This window comes from Bacillus sp. DE0042 (assembly GCF_007680225.1).
Classification (GTDB): Bacteria; Bacillota; Bacilli; order Bacillales; family Bacillaceae_G; genus Bacillus_A; species Bacillus_A wiedmannii.
Genome location: NZ_VEJP01000013.1, coordinates 1 through 21,023, shown reverse-complemented (window position 1 = coordinate 21,023; position 21,023 = coordinate 1). Strand labels below are relative to the sequence as shown.

24 protein-coding genes and 2 other annotated features are annotated in these 21,023 nt (G+C 37.2%); all 24 genes read right to left on the bottom strand.

Annotated elements, in window-relative coordinates; translation table 11 throughout:
- Positions 1–52: 52 nt before the first annotated feature.
- The gene (locus FS802_RS29080; RefSeq protein WP_000763284.1) at positions 53–652 is read right to left on the bottom strand and encodes a class I SAM-dependent methyltransferase; all 600 of its coding nucleotides are present in this window, start codon (positions 650–652) and stop codon (positions 53–55) included.
- A 75-nt stretch (positions 653–727) separates the two neighbouring features.
- Complete coding sequence (gene rplL / locus FS802_RS29075; protein WP_000159737.1) at positions 728–1,087, bottom strand: 50S ribosomal protein L7/L12; 360 nt, start codon at positions 1,085–1,087, stop codon at positions 728–730.
- Positions 1,088–1,154: 67 nt separating this feature from the next.
- Positions 1,155–1,655 carry a 50S ribosomal protein L10 gene (gene rplJ, locus FS802_RS29070; RefSeq protein WP_000048721.1) on the bottom strand — a complete coding sequence of 167 codons (501 nt, stop codon included), beginning with the start codon at positions 1,653–1,655 and terminating at the stop codon, positions 1,155–1,157.
- 39 nt (positions 1,656–1,694) lie between these two features.
- Positions 1,695–1,838 (bottom strand) — a sequence feature (ribosomal protein L10 leader region).
- Between the two features lie 49 nt (positions 1,839–1,887).
- Complete coding sequence (rplA, locus tag FS802_RS29065) at positions 1,888–2,580, bottom strand: 50S ribosomal protein L1 (protein WP_002096939.1); 693 nt, start codon at positions 2,578–2,580, stop codon at positions 1,888–1,890.
- A 177-nt stretch (positions 2,581–2,757) separates the two neighbouring features.
- Positions 2,758–3,183, bottom strand: a complete 426-nt coding sequence (gene rplK, locus FS802_RS29060) for a 50S ribosomal protein L11 (protein WP_001085872.1) — start codon at positions 3,181–3,183, stop codon at positions 2,758–2,760.
- Between the two features lie 167 nt (positions 3,184–3,350).
- Positions 3,351–3,884, bottom strand: coding sequence for a transcription termination/antitermination protein NusG (gene nusG, locus FS802_RS29055; RefSeq protein WP_000415794.1), 534 nt, complete (start codon positions 3,882–3,884; stop codon positions 3,351–3,353).
- 131 nt (positions 3,885–4,015) lie between these two features.
- A complete protein-coding gene (gene secE / locus FS802_RS29050; RefSeq protein ID WP_001241321.1) occupies positions 4,016–4,195 on the bottom strand; it encodes a preprotein translocase subunit SecE in 180 nt (59 codons plus the stop codon).
- Between the two features lie 32 nt (positions 4,196–4,227).
- Positions 4,228–4,374 carry a 50S ribosomal protein L33 gene (gene rpmG, locus FS802_RS29045; RefSeq protein ID WP_002070160.1) on the bottom strand — a complete coding sequence of 49 codons (147 nt, stop codon included), beginning with the start codon at positions 4,372–4,374 and terminating at the stop codon, positions 4,228–4,230.
- Positions 4,375–4,502: 128 nt separating this feature from the next.
- Positions 4,503–5,162 (bottom strand): RNA polymerase factor sigma-70, encoded by a 660-nt coding sequence (locus tag FS802_RS29040; protein WP_000387198.1) that lies wholly within the window; start codon positions 5,160–5,162, stop codon positions 4,503–4,505.
- Positions 5,163–5,229: 67 nt separating this feature from the next.
- Positions 5,230–5,742, bottom strand: coding sequence for an NYN domain-containing protein (locus tag FS802_RS29035; RefSeq protein WP_000997888.1), 513 nt, complete (start codon positions 5,740–5,742; stop codon positions 5,230–5,232).
- A gap of 3 nt (positions 5,743–5,745) precedes the next feature.
- Entirely contained in the window at positions 5,746–6,489 is a 744-nt protein-coding gene (gene rlmB, locus FS802_RS29030; RefSeq protein ID WP_000093756.1) for a 23S rRNA (guanosine(2251)-2'-O)-methyltransferase RlmB, read from the bottom strand.
- Entirely contained in the window at positions 6,486–6,893 is a 408-nt protein-coding gene (locus tag FS802_RS29025; protein WP_000564264.1) for a Mini-ribonuclease 3, read from the bottom strand. Before FS802_RS29025 ends, rlmB begins: the two co-directional genes overlap by 4 nt.
- 2 nt (positions 6,894–6,895) lie before the next feature.
- Positions 6,896–8,293 carry a cysteine--tRNA ligase gene (cysS, locus tag FS802_RS29020; protein WP_000152265.1) on the bottom strand — a complete coding sequence of 466 codons (1,398 nt, stop codon included), beginning with the start codon at positions 8,291–8,293 and terminating at the stop codon, positions 6,896–6,898.
- A complete protein-coding gene (gene cysE / locus FS802_RS29015) occupies positions 8,274–8,939 on the bottom strand; it encodes a serine O-acetyltransferase (protein ID WP_098720800.1) in 666 nt (221 codons plus the stop codon). Before cysE ends, cysS begins: the two co-directional genes overlap by 20 nt.
- A 147-nt stretch (positions 8,940–9,086) precedes the next feature.
- Positions 9,087–9,333, bottom strand: a binding site (T-box leader).
- Between the two features lie 47 nt (positions 9,334–9,380).
- The gene (gltX, locus tag FS802_RS29010; protein WP_098654907.1) at positions 9,381–10,838 is read right to left on the bottom strand and encodes a glutamate--tRNA ligase; all 1,458 of its coding nucleotides are present in this window, start codon (positions 10,836–10,838) and stop codon (positions 9,381–9,383) included.
- Between the two features lie 89 nt (positions 10,839–10,927).
- Positions 10,928–11,404, bottom strand: a complete 477-nt coding sequence (gene ispF / locus FS802_RS29005; protein ID WP_000488386.1) for a 2-C-methyl-D-erythritol 2,4-cyclodiphosphate synthase — start codon at positions 11,402–11,404, stop codon at positions 10,928–10,930.
- Positions 11,405–11,519: 115 nt separating this feature from the next.
- On the bottom strand, positions 11,520–12,200 hold the full coding sequence (gene ispD / locus FS802_RS29000; protein WP_000288298.1) for a 2-C-methyl-D-erythritol 4-phosphate cytidylyltransferase: 681 nt from the start codon (positions 12,198–12,200) through the stop codon (positions 11,520–11,522).
- A 16-nt stretch (positions 12,201–12,216) separates the two neighbouring features.
- Positions 12,217–13,320, bottom strand: coding sequence for a PIN/TRAM domain-containing protein (locus FS802_RS28995; RefSeq protein WP_048562649.1), 1,104 nt, complete (start codon positions 13,318–13,320; stop codon positions 12,217–12,219).
- Positions 13,321–13,480: 160 nt separating this feature from the next.
- Entirely contained in the window at positions 13,481–14,554 is a 1,074-nt protein-coding gene (gene disA / locus FS802_RS28990) for a DNA integrity scanning diadenylate cyclase DisA (protein WP_000392165.1), read from the bottom strand.
- 3 nt (positions 14,555–14,557) lie between these two features.
- On the bottom strand, positions 14,558–15,934 hold the full coding sequence (gene radA, locus FS802_RS28985; protein WP_001085205.1) for a DNA repair protein RadA: 1,377 nt from the start codon (positions 15,932–15,934) through the stop codon (positions 14,558–14,560).
- A 96-nt stretch (positions 15,935–16,030) separates the two neighbouring features.
- Positions 16,031–18,466 carry an ATP-dependent protease ATP-binding subunit ClpC gene (gene clpC / locus FS802_RS28980; RefSeq protein ID WP_000971181.1) on the bottom strand — a complete coding sequence of 812 codons (2,436 nt, stop codon included), beginning with the start codon at positions 18,464–18,466 and terminating at the stop codon, positions 16,031–16,033.
- 22 nt (positions 18,467–18,488) lie between these two features.
- The gene (gene mcsB / locus FS802_RS28975) at positions 18,489–19,553 is read right to left on the bottom strand and encodes a protein-arginine kinase McsB (protein ID WP_000050830.1); all 1,065 of its coding nucleotides are present in this window, start codon (positions 19,551–19,553) and stop codon (positions 18,489–18,491) included.
- Between the two features lie 4 nt (positions 19,554–19,557).
- Positions 19,558–20,106: a protein-arginine kinase activator protein McsA gene (mcsA, locus tag FS802_RS28970; protein WP_000128403.1), complete on the bottom strand. Its 549-nt coding sequence runs from the start codon at positions 20,104–20,106 to the stop codon at positions 19,558–19,560.
- Between the two features lie 173 nt (positions 20,107–20,279).
- Complete coding sequence (gene ctsR / locus FS802_RS28965) at positions 20,280–20,741, bottom strand: transcriptional regulator CtsR (RefSeq protein ID WP_001244576.1); 462 nt, start codon at positions 20,739–20,741, stop codon at positions 20,280–20,282.
- Positions 20,742–21,023: the final 282 nt, after the last annotated feature.

Genomic DNA, 21,023 nt, shown 5'->3' with positions numbered 1-21,023 from the left:
CAGAAAATCATATATTGGCATTGTATAATGTTAACATAGCCAAAAATAACCGTCAACGTTTTTTTGATTTTATGATATAATATCCTTTTTTCTTTTCTACAACTTCGACTTCAGAAAATACTTCTTCTAGTTTCTTCAGTGCAGATGGTGCACCTTGCTTCTTTTGAATAACAATCCACAACTCTCCACCTGGAACTAAATAATCTACAGCCTTTTCTAAAATCTCATGCACGATATCTTTACCTGCACGAATTGGAGGATTAGATAGAATAGCAGCATACATACCATCTACATTTTCATAGACGCTACTTTGAAAAATGTGTACATTTCCAACTCTATTATTAGCGGCATTTTCTTTCGCAAGCTCAAGCGCCCTTTCATTCACATCCACCATGTGAACTTTACGGTCTTGAAACTCTTTCGCCAACGATAAACCAATTGGTCCATATCCACAACCTACGTCTAATATATCACCTTTAATATCTGGCACTTGAAACGCTTCAATTAAAAGACGAGAACCAAAGTCCACTTCGTTTTTCGAGAACACCCCACGGTCAGATAAGAAAGTAAACTGAGATCCACGAAGTGTAAATTCCCATCGCTTTCGATCACTTTTACTAGAAGGGTCGTTAGAAAAATAATGGTCTGCCATATGGCCACCTCTTTTCTTTACAGTTAAAAAAAAAGCTCGCATGAGAGCGAGCTTTTTTAAAGCATCAAAAGTTAATTACTTAACTTCTACAGCAGCGCCAACTTCTTCAAGTTTAGCTTTCATTTCTTCAGCTTCCTCTTTAGAAACGCCTTCTTTGATTGCTTTTGGAGTGTTGTCAACTAATTCTTTAGCTTCTTTTAAGCCAAGACCAGTGATTTCACGTACAGCTTTGATAACTTTGATTTTTTGAGCGCCAGCACTTGCAAGTACTACGTCAAATTCAGTTTTCTCAGCAGCAGCTTCACCAGCGCCACCAGCTACAGCTACAGGAGCAGCAGCAGTTACGCCGAATTCTTCCTCGATAGCTTTTACTAAGTCGTTAAGTTCTAATACAGTCATAGATTTAACTGCTTCAATGATTTGTTCTTTAGTCATTGTAAATATCCTCCCTTAAATAGGTTTGTATTGTTTTATAGATAACAAGTAATTATCTTTTAAAAAATTAAGCGCCTTGCTCTTCCTTTTGTTCTGCAACTGCTTTAGTAGCAAGTGCAAGGTTACGGATTGGAGCTTGAAGAACGCTAAGAAGCATAGAAAGTAAGCCTTCACGTGATGGAAGAGTAGCGATAGCTTTAACCTCATCAAGTGTTACAAGTTTACCTTCGATTACACCAGCTTTAATTTCTAAAGCTTCATGTTTTGTAGCGAAGTCGTTTAATACTTTCGCAGGAGCAACTACATCCTCGTTACTGAACGCGATTGCGTTTGGTCCTGTTAAGAATTCGTTTAACTCAGCCATTTCAGCAGACTCTGCAGCACGACGAGTTAAAGAGTTTTTGTAAACCTTGAACTCAACGCCAGCTTCACGTAAGTTTTTACGTAATTCTGTTACTTCAGAAACTGTTAAACCACGGTAGTCAACAACGATTGTAGATTTACTTTCGCGAAGTTTGTCCGCGATTTCAGTTACAACTTGTTGTTTAGTTTCGATTACTTTGCTCATGTTATTACACCTCCTGTAGATTATATAGAAGATGTACCGAAAGTGCACTAAAAACCTCCATGCCCAACTTGTAGACATGGAGGCATATAGTCACAGAAAAAAATTCCGTTTCGTATATTAACACCTAGGTAGGAAATTAAGTCTATTGACACCTACTGTCTACGGTACACTAATTAAATTCACAACATAAATGATTATATAAAAACTTCTTTATGAAGTCAACTTCCAAATTTTACGCTAATGTAGAAACGTCTACACGCACGCCAGGTCCCATTGTAGAAGCAACTGTTACGTTCTTCATGTAAGTACCTTTTGCAGCAGCTGGCTTAACTTTTTGTAAAGTGTCAGCAATTGTTCCGAAGTTTTCTACTAATTTAGCATCTTCGAAAGATACTTTACCGATTGGAACGTGGATGTTACCAGCTTTATCAACGCGGTATTCAACTTTACCAGCTTTGATTTCGTTAACAGCTTTAGTTACATCGAAAGTAACTGTTCCAGTTTTAGGGTTTGGCATTAAACCTTTAGGTCCTAATACGCGACCAAGTTTACCAACTTCACCCATCATGTCAGGAGTTGCTACTACTACATCGAAATCGAACCAACCTTGTTGGATTTTACCGATGTAATCAGCATCGCCTACGAAGTCAGCTCCAGCAGCTTCAGCTTCTTTAGCCTTTTCACCTTTAGCGAATACTAATACACGTTGTACTTTACCAGTACCGTGTGGAAGAACAACTGCACCACGGATTTGTTGGTCAGCTTTCTTAGGGTCAACACCTAAACGGAATGCAACTTCTACAGTCGCATCAAATTTAGCTGTGTTTGTTTTCTTTACTAATTCTACTGCTTCTGTTGCAGAGTAAGCAGTTGCACGATCAACAAGCTTTGCAGCTTCTACGTACTTTTTACCTCTTTTAGCCATTTTTATTTCCTCCTCGAATGTGGTTTTAGCGGAATAACCTCCCACGTTTACGCTTATTTTCAGGTATAACCTGAGGATGCGCGCCATCCATTTATTTAAAAACGATAATCATTTACGATAATAAAGGTTGCGAATTGGAATTCCAGACCCGCAACCTTTTTAAAAAAACAAATCGAATTAGTCTTCGATAACGATGCCCATACTGCGTGCAGTACCTTCAACCATACGCATTGCAGCTTCTACACTAGCAGCGTTTAGGTCAGGCATTTTAGTTTCAGCGATTTCGCGTACTTTATCACGCTTAACAGTTGCCACTTTATTACGGTTTGGTTCACCAGAACCAGACTCAATACCAGCTACTTTCTTAAGAAGAACAGCAGCAGGAGGAGTTTTAGTAATGAAAGTGAATGAACGGTCCTCAAATACCGTAATTTCAACAGGGATGATAAGACCAGCTTGATCAGCTGTACGAGCGTTAAACTCTTTACAGAAGCCCATGATGTTAACACCTGCTTGTCCTAATGCTGGACCAACTGGTGGAGCTGGGTTAGCTTTACCTGCAGGAATTTGAAGCTTTACCATTTTAATTACCTTTTTAGCCACGAGACACACCTCCTTAAGTCCGTGATGTGGTCAATTGGACAGTGATTTGCCCTCCCACGTCATATTTTATCTGTAAGGATAAAATCTTTCAAAAAACGTCTCCGATAACGAAGACGTACTGACTTAAAAGATATTATCACTTTTTACAATTCATTTCAAGTTTCATTTTATAATTTTTCAATTTGATGGAAGTCAAGCTCAACTGGAGTCTCGCGACCAAACATGTCCACAAGCACGCTAACCTTTTTCTTCTCCACATCAATTTCTTCAATAGCGCCTGTATAATCTGCGAATGGCCCCTCATTTACACGCACTGTCTCATGAAGTTCAAAGTCGAAATCAACCACTTCGTTGTCCATTCCCATATGCTTCATAATGGTAACCACTTCCTCTTCTAATAGAGGTGACGGTTTAGATCCAGAACCAGAAGAACCAACGAACCCAGTTACACCTGGCGTGTTACGTACAACATACCAAGAGTCATCAGTCATGATTAATTCTACTAATACATAACCTGGGAACACTTTTCTTTTCATTAATTTTTCTTTACCGTTTTTCATTTCTACTTCTACTTCTTCCGGGACAACAACACGGAAAATTTTATCTTGCATACCCATTGATTCTACACGTTTCTCTAGGTTTGCTTTTACTTTATTTTCATATCCAGAATAAGTATGGACAACATACCAACTTTTTTCCATTCATTTAGGACGAGCGTCCTTCCCTCCCTGACGTACATTTTTTTGCGCAAATGAAAAAACCCGTTCACCGGGCTTTTACACAGTTCTTATAAATAACATTATATCATGGATAAGTGCTTCTTATTCAAGAATTAACCAAGAATTAACCGAATTAAAGAAGAAATGCCCATATCAACCACTGCGAAGAAAATCGCAAAGAAGACAACTGTAGCGATAACAGTCGCTGTTGAACGGAGTAATTCATCTTTTTTAGGCCAACTTACTTTTTTCATTTCGCGACCTACATCGCCGAAAAAGTTCGTTAAACGCATCTACGGGACCTCCAGTGTATTATTTCAATTATTTATTTTGTTTCCTTGTGAACTGTATGCTGATTGCATGTTTTACAAAACTTCTTTATTTCAAGTCGCTCTACTGAGCTCGTATCTTTCATCGTAGAGTAGTTTCGATTTTTACACTCTTCACATGAGAGTACAACTTTTTTCCTCATTAGTTACACCAACCTTGTAACATTATGTCCCTAAAAATGTATCATACAACAAAAGACAATGTCAATGTCATGCCTTTTGCACCCTTTACAAAAAGAAAACAGGTGATTTTTTACACCTGTAGCATTTGTTATGAATTTAAAGTGGTACTCTCTCTCATTTCCATATATCGTTCCAATTTCCGCTTCACCCTCTGTAAAGCGTTATCAATAGATTTCACATGTCTATTTAACTGTTCCGAAATCTCTTGATAAGAACGACCATCTAGATATAAAGAAAGCACTTTTCTTTCTAAATCGCTTAATAATTCAGATATTTTAGATTCTATGTCTGTATATTCTTCCTGACTTATAATCATTTCTTCAGGATCCGTTACCTTCGCTTCCGAAATAACATCTAATAATGTCCGATCAGATTCCTCATCATAAATCGGCTTATCTAAAGACACATATGAATTTAACGGAATATGTTTTTGCCTTGTTGCTGTTTTAATAGCGGTAATAATTTGCCGAGTGATACACAGTTCAGCAAATGCTTTGAATGAAGACAGCTTGTCCTCTTTATAATCACGAATCGCTTTAAACAATCCAATCATACCTTCTTGAACAATATCTTCTCGATCGGCACCCACTAAGAAATAAGATCTTGATTTCGCGCGAACAAAGTTCTTATATTTGTGAATCAAATATTCTAGAGCGTCAGTATTACCTTTTCGAACTAACTCAACGATTGCCTCATCCTCTAAATCACGAAATGTAACGTCGCCTACACTTACGAAGCCTGCTTCCACCTTGATCCCTCCGACCGCTATTTATTTAGCAATATTATACAGTAAAAAGATAAAGAGCGTCAATGCTTCAACGCTCTCCTCTTCTTAATTTTTCTAATTTTTCTGTAATATCTTTACTAAATATCTTTCGCATGGCGGGTTGCTTTTCTTTTGTGTCTTGTGTACGCCTTCTTACTTGTTGCTCCATCGCTTGTACTTCCAACTCTAATTCACGTGCAGATTTCCGAAGAGCACCTTGCGCAAATATAACCCATTGTTCCGTATAATCAGAAGTCGCAACATATATTTGCGTATTTATATTTCTAAGCTCAATCGCAAGCTGCTCTATCTTTTCATCTGCAGTTTGATTCTTCCTCGTGAATATGACTTCCACGCGCGATTGTTTCATCTTTTTTTCAATACCTTGGACTGTATAAGCATCAAAGACTATCATTACCTTTGTACCTGTGTATCCTTGGTAATCCGCCATCTTATCGATCAGTGCATCTCTTGATGATTGCAAATCTACATCCCGTAGTTTCTTCAAGTCTCCCCAAGCTCCGATAATGTTGTAACCGTCAACGATTAAAATATCGTTCATTTTTTATTTACCAATTTCGTGACGCTTACGATATACCTCATACATTAACAAACTTGCGGCTACTGAAGCATTTAAGGATGTAACTTTACCGACCATCGGTAAAGTAATTAAGAAATCACATTTTTCACCAATAATACGACTCATACCTTTTCCTTCACTTCCAATTACTAATCCAATTGGCATTTTACCATCTAAATTACGGTAATCCGTTTTCCCTTTTGCATCTGTACCAGCAATCCAAAGTCCACGTTCTTTTAATTCATCGATTGTACGAGATAAATTCGTTACACGTGCAACAGGAATATATTCAATCGCTCCAGTCGATGCTTTCGCAACTGATGCAGTAAGTCCCACAGCTCTTCTTTTCGGAATGATAATTCCATGAGCTCCCGTTGCATCCGCAGTACGCATAATAGAACCTAGATTATGCGGGTCTTCAATTTCATCTAAAATTAAGAAGAACGGATCTTCGTTACGCTTCTCTGCTACTTTAAATAGATCTTCTAGCTCAGCGTATTGATATGCAGCCACTTGAGCAATTACACCTTGATGGTTCCCCTCAACTAATTGATCTAACTTCTTCTTTGGTGCATGTTGTAAAATAATCTTATTTTCTTTCGCTAGTGCTAGTACAATTTGTATTTGTCCTTTGGCAGCACCTTCCGCGATCAAAATTTTATTAATATCTCTTCCTGAGCGTAACGCTTCAATTACAGGGTTACGTCCGATAATATATTCACTACTCATGATGATGTGCCCCCTTCCTTTTCTTCTAAAACAGAAATTGCCTTATATACAATTTCGTCTAATCTTTCACGATTATTTAATAAGTGATGATAGCCAATTAGCGCTTCAAAGGCTGTACTATATCGATATGTTTGTACATCAGTATTCTTCGGGACAGTACCTGAATTTGCATTACGCCCTCTTCTTAGTACCGCCTCTTCTTCCTCTGTTAAAAATGCCGTCTCTAATAAATGATAAACAACTTTCGCCTGTGCTTTTGCCGAAACAAAGCTTGTCCCTAATCGATGTAATTGATTAGGACGAACTTTCCCTTTTTGAAGTAGGTGATAGCGGATATATTGTTCATATACCGCATCACCCATATATGCTAACGCTAAGCTGTTTAATTGCTTTGCATCAATCATTCTTATCCTCTTTTCCATCTTGTACCTTGAGCGGTATCTTCTAAAATAATATTACGGTCTTTTAAATCATCGCGAATTTGATCTGATAATGCAAAATCACGATTTTTACGAGCTTCAATGCGCTTTTGAATAAGTACCTCAATTTCTTCATCAAGCAACTCTTCTTGCGCTAATTCTAACCCTAAAATATCAAATAATGTTTCAAGTTGTTTTACGTATGCTTCAATTACAACTGTAGACGTATGTTCTTCCAGTAAATATTGATTTGCATGATTTGCTACATTATATAACTCAGTGATTGCATTAGCAGTGTTGAAGTCATCATTCATTGCTTCTTCAAATGCAGTCTGGAATTTTTCCAGTTCTGCTAACCATTTCTCATTATGATCTGTTAAATCAGTACTACTTTCCATACGGTGTTTTAAATTACCGTAAGCCGTTTTAATTCTTTCCAGTCCGTTATTTGTACTTTGTAGTAAATCCTCACTGAAATTAATTGGGTGACGGTAATGTACCGATAGCATAAAGAATCTAATTAGCTGTGGATCATATTGCTTAATGATATCGTGAACTAAAATGAAGTTCCCCAGTGACTTAGACATCTTCTCATTATTAATATTAATATATCCATTGTGCATCCAATAACGTGCAAATGTTTTTCCTGTTAACGCCTCAGACTGCGCAATTTCATTCTCATGATGAGGAAATGCCAAGTCTTGACCACCAGCATGAATATCGATTGTATCTCCTAAGTATTTACGCGCCATTGCCGAGCATTCAATATGCCAGCCTGGACGACCTTTCCCCCAAGGGCTTTCCCAGAAGATTTCTCCTTCTTTCGCAGCTTTCCATAAAGCAAAATCAAGAGGGTCTTGTTTCTTTTCTCCTACTTCAATGCGTGCACCGTGACGTAAGTCGGCGATCGGTTGATGCGATAATTTACCGTATCCTTCAAATTCCTTCGTTCTAAAGTACACATCACCTTCTGATTCATATGCATATCCTTTATTCACAAGTTCTTGAATAAATTCAATAATGATATCCATATTTTCCGTTACACGCGGATGAACTGTTGCATGTTTGCAACCTAGTGCCGTTACATCTTCAAAATACGCTTCAACGAAACGGTCAGCAATTGTCGGCACATCTTCACCTAATTCATTTGCTGCTTTAATTAATTTATCATCTACGTCAGTAAAGTTAGATACATACTGCACATCATACCCTTTATATTCTAAATAACGGCGTACCGTATCAAATACCATAGGTGGTCTTGCATTCCCAATGTGAATATAGTTATAAACTGTAGGTCCACACACATACATCTTTACCTTATTTTCTTCTAATGGAGTAAACTCTTCCTTTTGACGCGTTAACGTATTATAAATGTGAATAGTCATTTTTATCCTTCCTTTCTACCTTTACTTCAAGTTGTTTTTTCAATTTATCAAGTTCTACTTCCATGACCTTTAACTTATCAAAAATTGGGTCTGGAAGGTCAGAGTGATTTAATTCTTGACCGATCTTTACTCCATTTTGAATAACGACTCGGCCAGGTATACCTACAACTGTAGAATGTGCAGGCACTTCTTTTAATACGACAGACCCTGCTCCAATTTTAGAATTCTCTCCAACTGTAATAGAACCTAGTACTTTAGCACCTGTTGCAATTAATACATTATCCTGAATTGTAGGATGCCTCTTCCCCTTTTCTTTACCCGTACCACCTAATGTAACACCTTGATAGATCGTTACATTATCACCAATTTCGCACGTTTCTCCAATTACAACCCCCATTCCATGGTCTATGAAAAAACGATGACCAATTGTTGCTCCTGGATGAATCTCAATACCAGTAAAGAAACGACTAACTTGCGAGATCCAACGTGCAATAAAGAAGAAATTCTTTTTATAAAAAGCATGTGCAATTCGATGGGCCCAAACTGCATGTAATCCAGAGTAAGTCAAAATGACTTCGAAATAACTTCTTGCCGCTGGATCCTGTTCAAAAACGACTTCAATATCTTCCCGAAGCCTCTTAAACATCGATGTTCCCTCCCCTTTATGGGCTGCTTTTTCGAGTGAACTAACTCCCTTTACTCCCTACTTATCCCCCTAAATCTTTATACACAGGGATAAAACTTATACTCATATCCACTTTTACGGTATAAAAAAAGACGCCTCTGTCATATTGACAGAGACGCCTTATAAGCGCGGTTCCACTCTGTTTAGGCTAAAAAAAGCCTCAAACTCATCTCTGATAACGGTGTACACCGCTTCTGCTTACTTTACGCCCTAAGACGTTTCATAAAACAATTCGCTGTTCAGCAGAAGACTCGAAGGGGCATTTCAAAAATCCGCTTATAAACCACTTCCAGCCTAAAGGTGGTTCTCTCTGTAAAAAGCCTGATTTTCTACTTCTCCTTCTCGTCGCTTTTCCTTATTAGGTTTTAAGTATACTTATTATATTTCTAAATCTAGAAAATGTTAACCAATTACTTTTTGAAGACGATTTAAAACTTTTTCTTTTCCAAGAAGTGCAATAGCATTAGGAAGCTCTGGGCCATGTGTTTGACCAGTAGTTGCAACACGGATTGGCATAAATAAGTTTTTACCTTTATGACCTGTTTCCTTTTGCACTGCTTTAATAGCCGCCTTAATTGCTGCTGGTTCCATCGCTTCTAGTGCTTCTACTTGACCCGCAAATGCACGAAGTACTTCTGGTACTTGTTCACCTTTTAATACTTCTTGTCCTTCTTCTTCATAATCAACATGATCTTTGAAGAACATTTCAGAAAGCTCTACAATTTCAGCTCCAAAACTCATTTGTTCATGATATAACGCAATTACATCACGAATCCAAGCTTGTTCTTGTTCACTTAAAGTTTCACCTATACGTCCAGCTTTCACTAGATGCGGTAAACTTAACTCTACCACCATATCTAAGTCTTGCTTTTTCATATATTGGTTGTTCATCCATTTTAGTTTTTGAGAATCAAATAATGCAGGCGATTTTGATAAACGAGCTGCATCGAACATTTTGATAAACTCATCTTGAGAGAAGATTTCCTCTTCTCCTACTGGCGACCAACCTAATAGTGCAATAAAGTTAAAGATTGCTTCTGGAAGATATCCAAGCTCTTTATATTGCTCAATAAATTGAATAATAGATTCATCACGCTTACTTAACTTTTTACGGCTTTCGTTTACAATTAAAGTCATATGACCAAATTGCGGAATATCCCAACCGAAAGCTTCGTAAATCATCATTTGTTTTGGCGTATTTGAAATATGATCATCACCACGAAGTACATGTGTAATCTCCATTAAGTGATCATCTACTGCTACCGCAAAGTTATAAGTTGGAATTCCATCTTTTTTCACGATAACGAAATCACCGAAATCATTTGAATGGAATGCAACTTCATCTTTTACGATATCTTTAAACGTGTAGTCGCGATCAACCGGTACACGGAAACGAATACTCGGAATGCGGCCTTCAGCCTCAAATCCCTTCATTTGCTCCTCAGTTAAATCACGGTGGTTTCCAGCATAACGCGGTGTTTCACCACGAGAGATTTGACCTTCACGCTCTGCTTCTAGCTCTTCTTCTGTCATATAACATTTGTAAGCTAAACCGCGCTCTAATAAATCTTCATATAATTTTTTATAAATATCTAAACGCTCTGTTTGACGATATGGTCCAAATTCACCACCAACATCAACACCTTCATCCCAGTCCATACCGAGCCATTTCAAGTATTTTAATTGACTTTCTTCTCCACCAGAAACATTACGTTTCACATCAGTATCTTCAATACGAATAATAAACTTACCATCTTGATGACGAGCAAATAAATAATTAAATAATGCCGTACGCGCATTTCCGATATGTAAGTGTCCTGTTGGACTTGGCGCATAGCGCACTCTCACTTGCTTTTCCATAATTGGTACACCTTCCATTCTTAATGTCAACACATTCTATAATTGTACACCAAAAAAATGTGATTATCCATCTTACGAATTAAAAACCATTATTTTTTCTGTAATAAAACAACTGCTTGAGAAGCAATTCCTTCTTCTCTACCTGTAAATCCTAATTTTTCTGTTGTTGTTGCTTTTACATTGATATTGTCAATAGACGTTTCTAATAGTTCACTAATACGTTTACGCATACTTTCAATATGTGGTGCCATCTTTGGCTTTTGAGCAATAATTGTACAATCTAGATTCCCTAACTCGTAACCTTGTTCACGTACAAATTCCCAAACCTTTTGCAGCAATACAGCTGAATCAGCATCTTTAAAAGCAGGATCTGTATCAGGGAAGTGCTTTCCAATATCCCCAGCTGCAATTGCACCTAAACATGCATCCGCAATCGTATGTAACAATACGTCTGCATCTGAATGACCAATTAATCCTTTCTCATGAGGAATTGTAATTCCACCAATAATTAACGGTCTACCTTCCGCAAACTCATGCACATCAAAACCTTGTCCAATTCGAAACATTTTTTACATCCTCCTCAAGCTAAACTACAGAGCTTTATGATTCTATATTATATCGCTATCCTTATAAAGAAAAGCCCGGCTGTTGCCGAGCTTTTTTTCGCTATAATCATCACTGTCATTTCTTTTGAACATGAAGGAAACTTTCAGCAATTAATAAATCCTCTGGAGTCGTCACTTTAATATTATAGTAACTCCCCTCTACTACACCTACTTGCTTCCCGATACGTTCTACGAGACTTGCATCATCTGTACCAAGGAAACAACCCTGTTTTGCACTTCTATGAGCTTCTAACAAAAGAGAAACAGCGAACCCTTGTGGTGTTTGTACAGCTTTAAGCTGAGATCTTTCTACCGTTTCGACAACGATACCCTGCTCTACTTTCTTAACTGTATCTTTCACTGGTACCGCACAAATGGACGCTCCATATTTTTCCGCTGCAGTTAATACATCTTGAATCACTTTATTCGTTACAAATGGACGCGCGCCGTCATGTACAAGAACATACTCAACATCACTAGTATACTGAATGGCGTTATATACACTATCTTGTCTTTCGGCTCCGCCCTGAATAAATTGTACTGGCTTTTCAATTGGATACTTCTGCATTAATTCTTCAAAATACGGACGTTCTTCTTCGTTAATTGCCATAATAATACTTTTGCATGCTTTATCTTTTTCAAAAGCACGTAACGTATGCACAATAATCGGTACTTCATTAATAAGTAAGAACAACTTGTTTTTACCAGCACCCATCCGCTTACCTTGACCAGCTGCTGGAATAATTAATGTATACATATTAATAATCCTCTACTTATAATGCTTTTTCTAATAATTTACGTTTGGCGAAAATCATACGCCCAGCCGATGTTTGTAACACACTAGTAACGAGCACATTGAGTTGTGAACCTACATATTCTCTACCATCTTCTACTACAATCATCGTGCCATCATCTAAATATGCAACACCTTGATTTTGTTCTTTTCCATCTTTGACAACATAAACACTCAGTTCTTCACCTGGGAGTACAACAGGTTTAATTGCATTAGCTAAATCGTTAATATTTAACACCGTTACCCCTTGTAATTCAGAAACTTTGTTTAAGTTGAAATCATTCGTTACTACCGTTCCACCAGTGATTTTCGCCAACTTTACAAGTTTGCTATCCACTTCTTGAATATCATCGAAATCGCCTTCATAAATTTCTACCGGAATCGGCATCTCTTTTTGAATACGATTTAAAATATCTAATCCTCTGCGACCACGATTACGCTTTAAAGCATCAGAAGAATCGGCAATGTGCTGAAGTTCTTCTAACACGAATTGTGGAATCACAATTGTTCCTTCTAAAAACTTTGTTTGGCAAATATCAGCAATACGTCCATCGATAATTACACTCGTATCGAGAATTTTCCAATGAGTTGTAGATTCTTCTATCTCAGTTTCTTCATTTTCACTATTATTATTTTTCTTCTTCCCACGTTGTGGTAATGTAAATAATCCTAGCAATTCATTCCTCTTTTTAAACCCTACTTGGAATCCTAAATATCCAAGCAAAAGAGTAAAGAACACTTGCAATACTGTACTAATAACTGGAATTGTAAATTCACGAATTGGTATTAAAATTAAATATGCAACAATAAGACCCGAGATTAACCCTAATGTACCAAATAAAACATCCGCTACAGGCGCCTTTACAAGAGCCTCTTCAATATGCTTAATAAGTTGAACAATATAATCTACAAGCCAAAATGTTGTTAAAAATAAAATAATTGCACCAATAATTGCACGAACATACGATCCTTCCAATAAAGGAACAGCACCCATGTCTAATACATTAATAACTTTTGGGATTAAGTAAATCCCTAACGCTCCGCCAATTACTAGAAAAAAGAGCTGTACAATTCGTTTTAACATCCAACCACCTCCTACTCATTATTAACCATTGTTTCGCTAATCAAAACGCCGAATGCAAAAGCGGACGTGTTTTTTTATAAATAGTTTTATTTACCAATATACCATATCATATACCAAAAATGTTCTAGTGTCGTTATATTATAGAATCAATGTAATATTCTTAATTGTGTCTACTCATATAGAGATGCTCTTGGATTCTTTTTAGGCCTTCTCGTATTTTCTTCGCCCTGACTTCTCCAATTCCTTCCACATCATCCAATTCATTAATAGTTGCTCGACAAACACCTTGCAAAGTCTTAAATCGATTAATTAAATTTTCAATGATAAGTGGCGGAACGCGCGAAATTTTGCTTGTGATTCGGTATCCTCTCGGCGTCACACTTTCTTCTAAACTCATTTGTCCTGGGTAGCCAAGCAATTTAACTAAATCGCTATCCTCTAGAAGTTGTGTATTCGCAAGATCTTGTAACTTTTTCAAAATTTGATGATGGTCTTGTGTTTTTTCTTGATAATAATCTTTAATTAATAACGCTGCCTCTGCCTCTAAATCAGCTAGTAGTTCTGTAAGTTGTAAACGAATTAACCTACCTTCTGTTCCTAGCTCATGAATATAGCTCAATATTTCATTTTTAATACGCAGTACCATTTCAACACTATGTAACACATGAACCACCTCGGACATTGTAACGACTTCTTCAAATTCTAGAATGCCCAAATTTGTAATACCATCATTCCATACAGCCTTATATTTTTCTAACGTTTGAATAGCTTGGTTTGCCTTCGTTAAAATAACACCTATATCCTTTAGTGTATAACGTAAATTCCCTTGATATAGTGTAATTACGTTACGTCTTTGTGAAATAGCCACAACGAGACTACCTGTCTGCTTTGCTACACGCTCTGCTGTCCGGTGGCGCATACCTGTTTCAATAGAATCAATAGATGCCTCTGGAACTAACTGTGCATTTGCAATTAAAATTTTACTTCCAGTTTCATTTAAAATAAGTGCCCCATCCATTTTTGCTAATTCGTATAAACTAGCAGGAGAGAATGCACAATTAATGTGAAATCCCCCATCAACAATACTTTTAATTTGTTCATTATATCCAAGAACAATTAGTCCCCCTGTTTGTGCGCGAAGCACATTATCTATCCCTTCGCGCAGTGGTGTTCCTGGGGCCACGAGCTGTAAAATATTAATCATACTTTTGACACGTTGCTTGTTTTCTTCCATAGCCTAGCCTCCTAATGTCAAACGAAGCGCTTCCCCTAAATTAGATACACCTACTACCTCAATCCCATCCGGAATTGTCCATCCCCCCAAATTTTTTCTAGGAATAATAGCACGTTGAAATCCTAATTTAGCTGCTTCTTGTACACGTTGTTCAATTCTTGATACCCTTCTTATTTCTCCAGTTAATCCTACTTCTCCTATTACTGCATCAGTTGGTGTCGTAGATTTATCTCTAAAACTTGAAGCAATACTTAAAGCCACAGCTAAATCAATTGCTGGTTCATCTAATTTCAAACCACCTGCTACTTTTAAATATGCGTCTTGGTTTTGCAATAATAAACCTGTTCTTTTTTCTAGCACTGCCATAATAAGCGATACACGGTTATGATCAATTCCCGTCGCCATTCTTCGAGGGTTTCCAAAACTAGTAGGGGAGATTAATGCTTGTATTTCTACTAAAACCGGTCTTGTTCCTTCCATTGAGGCAACTACTGTTGATCCTGCGACTCCAACGGGTCTTTCCTCAAGAAAAATTTCAGAAGGGTTTAAGACTTCCGCAAGACCAAGCTCTTTCATTTCAAAAATACCCATTTCATTCGTGGAACCAAAACGATTCTTCACAGCTCGCAAAATACGATATGTATGATGACGATCTCCTTCAAAGTAAAGAACTGCATCGACCATATGTTCTAACATACGAGGTCCTGCAATTGCCCCCTCTTTTGTTACATGTCCGACGATAAAAATAGGAATCCCTTTCGTTTTTGCAAGTTTCATTAGTTCCGCTGTACATTCACGTACTTGCGCTACACTTCCTGGGGCTGACGTCACTTCAGGTAAATGTATCGTTTGAATAGAGTCAATAACAACAAAAGCCGGATTCATCTCTTCAATGTGCGCTGCAATTCGCTGTAGATCAGTTTCTGCTACAACAAATAGATTACTACCCTTTACATGCAAACGATCTGCACGAAGTTTAATCTGCTTTGCTGACTCCTCACCTGATATGTATAGTACATCATATGAAGAATCTGCTAATTGCGATGAAATTTGTAATAACAATGTTGATTTCCCAATCCCAGGGTCTCCACCAATAAGCACTAAGGATCCATCTACAATCCCACCACCAAGTACACGATTAAACTCTTGGAATTTCGTTTCAATACGTGCCTCAGATTTTGTTTCTACTTCTGTTAGGCGTCTTGGTTTTGTTACTTCCGATTGAATTGCATTGGCATAATTAAGGCGTCTTGATGATACAACCGGTTCCATCTCTTCAACAAGCGTATTCCATTGACCACAACCAGGGCATTTCCCCATATATTTTGGTGACTGATAACCACACTCTTGACATGTGAATTTTGTTTTCTTTTTAGCCATATCGTTTTATATTTCACTTCACTTTCATCTATAAACAGTTTATCCTTCTCGTACAAGAAAGAGGGCTATCTCGTAGCCCTCTTAGTTTGTCTATACTTATTTTACCTTTTCAGCACTATGAATGACAAATGATTCCCCTTCAACATCAAAGATAACTTTTTGTCCTTTCTCAATAGCACCTTTTAAAAGTTCTTCCGATAGTCTATCTTCTACATGTTTCTGAATTGCTCTACGAAGCGGACGAGCACCGTATTCTCGGTCAAATCCTTTATCAGCAATGGCTGAAATCGCTCCTTCTGTTAAATGCAATTCAATCTCTTGCTCTTTTAAGCGCTTCACTAACTGATTCACCATAAGTGTTACAATCTCTTGAATATGTTTTTTCTCAAGCATATGGAACACGATAATTTCATCAATACGGTTTAAGAATTCTGGACGAAATGCCTTTTTCAGTTCATCCATTACTTTACCTTTCATATCTGAATAATCGCGGCTCTCATCTTGTACGTTAAATCCAAGATGTTTATTACGTTTTAACGCATCTGCACCAACGTTAGATGTCATAATAACAATTGTATTACGGAAATCAACTGTACGCCCTTTAGAATCCGTTAAGCGACCATCTTCTAATACTTGTAGTAAAATGTTAAACACATCAGGATGAGCTTTCTCTACTTCATCTAATAGGACAACTGAATATGGCTTACGGCGAACCTTTTCTGTTAATTGTCCACCTTCTTCATATCCAACATATCCTGGAGGAGATCCAACTAAACGAGAAGTCGAATGCTTCTCCATGTACTCAGACATATCGATGCGAATCATTGCATCCTCATCACCGAACATAGATTCTGCTAATGCTCTTGCTAGTTCTGTTTTACCTACACCTGTTGGTCCTAAGAAAATAAATGAACCAATCGGACGTTTCGGATCTTTCAATCCTGCTCTAGCACGACGAACAGCTTTCGCTACAGCTACTACCGCTTCATCTTGACCAATAACACGGTTGTGAAGAATGGATTCTAAGTTTAATAATTTATCAGTCTCTGTTTGTGCAAGTTTAGAAACCGGTATACGAGTCCACGTAGAAACGACATTTGCAATATCTTCTACTGTCACTTCTGAGTTTTCTTTTCCTTGTTGCTCTTTCCATTGACGCTTCGTATCTTCTAACTTTTCACGTAAGCGTTGTTCCATATCACGTAAGGAAGCAGCTTTTTCAAATTCTTGACTTTGCACAGCTGCATCTTTTTCTTTTCTAATTTCCTCAAGCTTTACTTCAAGCTCTTTTAGATTTGGTGGTGTTGTATAAGAGCGTAAGCGAACCTTTGAAGCAGCTTCATCAATTAAATCAATTGCTTTATCTGGTAAGAAACGATCTGTAATATAGCGGTCTGAAAGCTTTACAGCTGCATCAATTGCATCATCTGTAATAGATACACGGTGATGTGCTTCGTAACGATCACGTAAACCTTTCAAGATTTGAGTTGATTCGTCTAAACTTGGCTCATCAACGTGAATTGGTTGGAAACGTCTTTCTAAAGCCGCGTCTTTTTCAATATATTTACGATATTCATCTAAGGTTGTCGCCCCGATACATTGTAACTCTCCGCGTGCTAAAGATGGTTTTAAAATGTTCGATGCATCAATTGCACCTTCTGCTCCACCTGCACCAATTAATGTATGAAGTTCATCAATAAATAGAATAATATTTCCAGCTTGACGGATCTCATCCATAACTTTCTTTAAACGATCTTCAAATTCACCACGATATTTCGTTCCAGCTACAACTGTACCCATATCTAGTGTCATAACACGCTTATCTCTTAATGTTTCAGGAACTTCATTATTTACAATTTGTTGTGCTAATCCTTCTGCAATTGCCGTTTTACCTACACCAGGTTCTCCAATTAATACAGGATTGTTTTTTGTTCTACGGCTTAAAACTTCAATTACACGTTGAATTTCTTTACCACGACCGATAACAGGATCTAGACGATTTTCACGTGCAACAACTGTTAAATCACGTGCTAAGCTATCCAGTGTCGGTGTATTTGCATTCGTTGAAGAACCACCTTGGTGACCTGAACTTGCTTCATTACTTCCGAGAAGTTGCAATACTTGTTGTCTTGCCTTATTTAGGCTAACACCTAAGTTATTTAAAACACGTGCTGCTACACCTTCACCTTCACGGATTAAACCAAGTAAGATATGCTCTGTTCCAACGTAAGAATGACCTAATTTACGAGCTTCATCCATAGACAACTCAATAACCTTTTTAGCACGCGGTGTATAATGTACAGTTTGAGAAGCTTCTGTTCCGCGTCCAATCAACGCTTCTACCTCTTTTTGAACCTTCTCTGGACTTAATCCAAGAGCAATTAACGCTTTTGCTGCAATTCCTTCACCTTCGCGTACAAGCCCAAGTAAAATGTGTTCTGTTCCAATATTATTATGCCCAATACGAATTGCTTCCTCTTGAGATAAAGCTAATACTTTCTGTGCTCTTTCTGTAAATCTTCCAAACATCATAGAAATCGCCTCCTACTTGCGCTTAGTTTTTTTCAATACGTAATCGCTCACGGATTAAGGTTGCTCTTCGATAATCTCTTTCTTCTGGTCCTAAAGGTCCGCCTGCATATTGTTGTAAAATGCCTGGTTGTGTAAGAACCATTAGCTCAGTCAAAATATTTCTCGATACACCTTTTATATATCCTAAATCAATACCAAGTCGTACATCTGATAAGCAAGTGGCCGCTTCTGCAGATTGAATTAAACGACTGTTTGCTAGTATGCCATAAGAGCGATAAACTTTATCTTCAAGCTCAATACTTGAATTTTGTACAATTAATTCTCTAGCCATTTTTTCTTGCTGTATGATTTGTTGAATGACACTCTTTAAATCTGCAATAATATCTTCTTCAGATTTTCCTAGCGTCATTTGATTTGACACTTGAAATATATTACCTAACGCTTCGCTACCTTCACCGTATATTCCTCTTACTACTAACCCTAATTTTTGAATTACTTGTATAATGCGGCTAATTCTTTTCGTTAAAACGAGTCCCGGTAAGTGAATCATTACGGAAGCCCTCAATCCTGTACCAACGTTAGTAGGGCAGCTCGTTATATATCCAAGTGATTCATCAAAAGCATATTCAACCTCTTCCTCTATCCAATTATCTATTTGATTGGCACTTTGAAGGGCCTCTGATAACTGTAATCCTGAAAATAAGCACTGTATCCTAATGTGGTCTTCTTCATTAAGCATAACACTAATATGTTCACTTTCTGATAATAGACATGCTCCATATTCTGTTCCTGCAAGGTTAGGACTAATTAAATGCTTTTCAACTAATACTCTCCTTTGAAGAGGCGTTAATTCATTCATTTTTAATAGTTCAAACTCTCCAAAAGGTTCTACCGTTTTATTTATAAATTCCTTTTTAAATAATTCATGAATCTGTCTAGCTTCTTCTTCGTTTTGCATAGTAGAGAATTGATATTTTTTAAAATTACGAGCCAAACGAATTCGACTACTTAAAACAATATCAGAATCAGGGCCATCCCCCTTCATCCATGGACTAATCGCTTCATTCATAATTTTGTCCAGTGACATAGAACTATTCCCCCTCTCTATGCTCACTAAGCTGATTTTCAAGACCTCGAATGTTATCCCTTACTTCAGCAGCTTTCTCAAACTCCTCTTTCTGTACGTATTGTTTCAGAATGAGTTTTAGTTCATCTAATTCTTTCTTTAAGTGAAGATTTCCTTCTATACGTTCCGGAATTTTTCCACAATGATCTGTATGTCCGCCGTGCAGACGTTTTAATAATGGCTTTAAATGTTCCTTAAATGTATCGTAACAAGAAGCACATCCAAACCGTCCCACCTTTGTAAATTGCTCATATGTCATCTTACAATCTGGACACCTTAATATACTTGTATTCGAAAGCCCGTTTTGTCCTTCTTCAAACATTGTTGATTCATCGTGTAATAACCCAGCAAATAAATCATGGAATGAAAAGTTAGACTGCGGTGATTGAAAGAAAGACGTATAGCCACTTTGTTCTGCACATTGCTCACAAAGATGAACTTCCGTCTTCTTTTCGTTGATTACTTTTGTATAATGTAAAGTTGCTGGTCTTATATTACAGTTTTGACAAGTCATCACTATCCCCACCTTTACAATAGGAACGATCTATCTGATAGTACTTTTCATACATTACTAGATTGTTCACTTTCCTTTACTTGTTTAAATAAAAGTGCGTGTTCTTTTTTCAAAACCTCTACAATATTTAACTGCCTTATCTCTTAGTTATTATTCTTTTACAAAAGCTATATTTATTTATATTTCAGTGTTCTTAACATTGCGCATAATATTCGAGCCCTAAGTTCATCTCGAGAAGGAACATCCATTGATAATACAGAACGATCTAGTACACTTAACATAAGTTTAGCTTCACGATTTGTTATGATTCCCTCTTCTATTAAACGTATAATCATACTCTCTGCATTCCCTTGCGCAACGCTATGATCAATCATATGAAGCATTTGATCGATCATGTCTATATCGTCATGCAGTTTGACTTTTATAATGCGAATGTAACCTCCTCCACCACGTTTACTTTCTACGACAAATCCTCTTTCTAACGTAAAACGGGTATTGATTACATAATTGATTTGAGATGGTACGCACTCGAATCGATCCGCAATCTCATTTCTTTTGATTTCAATCACATTATTATTACTTAAGTCAATAACTTGCTTTAGATATTGCTCAATGATATTAGATATATTTCTCATTTATCCGCCACCTTTATTGACTTTGACTATCTTTGACTTTAATTATATACGTATTAATAAAATTTGCAACTCTTTTGCTTATTCACTATCCTAGCCACATTCCCCTGTATTTAATCAAAATAATAATTATTTAAACACATTTTTTAATTACTACGGATTATAAAAGAAAACACGAAAAAACACGAGTCATTTGACTCGTGTTTAGTTGCTTGGCGACGTCCTACTCTCACAGGGACAAGGTCCCAACTACCATCGGCGCTAGAGAGCTTAACTTCCGTGTTC

Coding starts and splice junctions, on each gene's coding strand:
- gltX (WP_098654907.1), bottom strand. CDS start 10,838: ATGGAAAAGCAAGTGAGAGTGCGCTATGCGCCAAGTCCAACAGGACAC.
- cysE (WP_098720800.1), bottom strand. CDS start 8,939: ATGTTTAAGAGGCTTCGGGAAGATATTGAAGTCGTTTTTGAACAGGAT.
- ispD (WP_000288298.1), bottom strand. CDS start 12,200: ATGTATACATTAATTATTCCAGCAGCTGGTCAAGGTAAGCGGATGGGT.
- nusG (WP_000415794.1), bottom strand. CDS start 3,884: ATGGAAAAAAGTTGGTATGTTGTCCATACTTATTCTGGATATGAAAAT.
- disA (WP_000392165.1), bottom strand. CDS start 14,554: ATGGAAGAAAACAAGCAACGTGTCAAAAGTATGATTAATATTTTACAG.
- rpmG (WP_002070160.1), bottom strand. CDS start 4,374: ATGAGGAAAAAAGTTGTACTCTCATGTGAAGAGTGTAAAAATCGAAAC.
- cysS (WP_000152265.1), bottom strand. CDS start 8,293: ATGACTATTCACATTTATAATACGTTAACGCGTCAAAAGGAAGAGTTT.
- secE (WP_001241321.1), bottom strand. CDS start 4,195: ATGCGTTTAACGAACTTTTTCGGCGATGTAGGTCGCGAAATGAAAAAA.
- rplJ (WP_000048721.1), bottom strand. CDS start 1,655: ATGAGCAAAGTAATCGAAACTAAACAACAAGTTGTAACTGAAATCGCG.
- ctsR (WP_001244576.1), bottom strand. CDS start 20,741: ATGAGAAATATATCTAATATCATTGAGCAATATCTAAAGCAAGTTATT.
- rplL (WP_000159737.1), bottom strand. CDS start 1,087: ATGACTAAAGAACAAATCATTGAAGCAGTTAAATCTATGACTGTATTA.
- ispF (WP_000488386.1), bottom strand. CDS start 11,404: ATGTTTCGAATTGGACAAGGTTTTGATGTGCATGAGTTTGCGGAAGGT.
- mcsA (WP_000128403.1), bottom strand. CDS start 20,106: ATGACTTGTCAAAACTGTAATATAAGACCAGCAACTTTACATTATACA.
- FS802_RS29025 (WP_000564264.1), bottom strand. CDS start 6,893: ATGATTGATGCAAAGCAATTAAACAGCTTAGCGTTAGCATATATGGGT.
- mcsB (WP_000050830.1), bottom strand. CDS start 19,553: ATGTCACTGGACAAAATTATGAATGAAGCGATTAGTCCATGGATGAAG.
- clpC (WP_000971181.1), bottom strand. CDS start 18,466: ATGATGTTTGGAAGATTTACAGAAAGAGCACAGAAAGTATTAGCTTTA.
- radA (WP_001085205.1), bottom strand. CDS start 15,934: ATGGCTAAAAAGAAAACAAAATTCACATGTCAAGAGTGTGGTTATCAG.
- FS802_RS29035 (WP_000997888.1), bottom strand. CDS start 5,742: ATGAACGATATTTTAATCGTTGACGGTTACAACATTATCGGAGCTTGG.
- FS802_RS29080 (WP_000763284.1), bottom strand. CDS start 652: ATGGCAGACCATTATTTTTCTAACGACCCTTCTAGTAAAAGTGATCGA.
- rplA (WP_002096939.1), bottom strand. CDS start 2,580: ATGGCTAAAAGAGGTAAAAAGTACGTAGAAGCTGCAAAGCTTGTTGAT.
- rlmB (WP_000093756.1), bottom strand. CDS start 6,489: ATGAGTAGTGAATATATTATCGGACGTAACCCTGTAATTGAAGCGTTA.
- FS802_RS28995 (WP_048562649.1), bottom strand. CDS start 13,320: ATGTTAAAACGAATTGTACAGCTCTTTTTTCTAGTAATTGGCGGAGCG.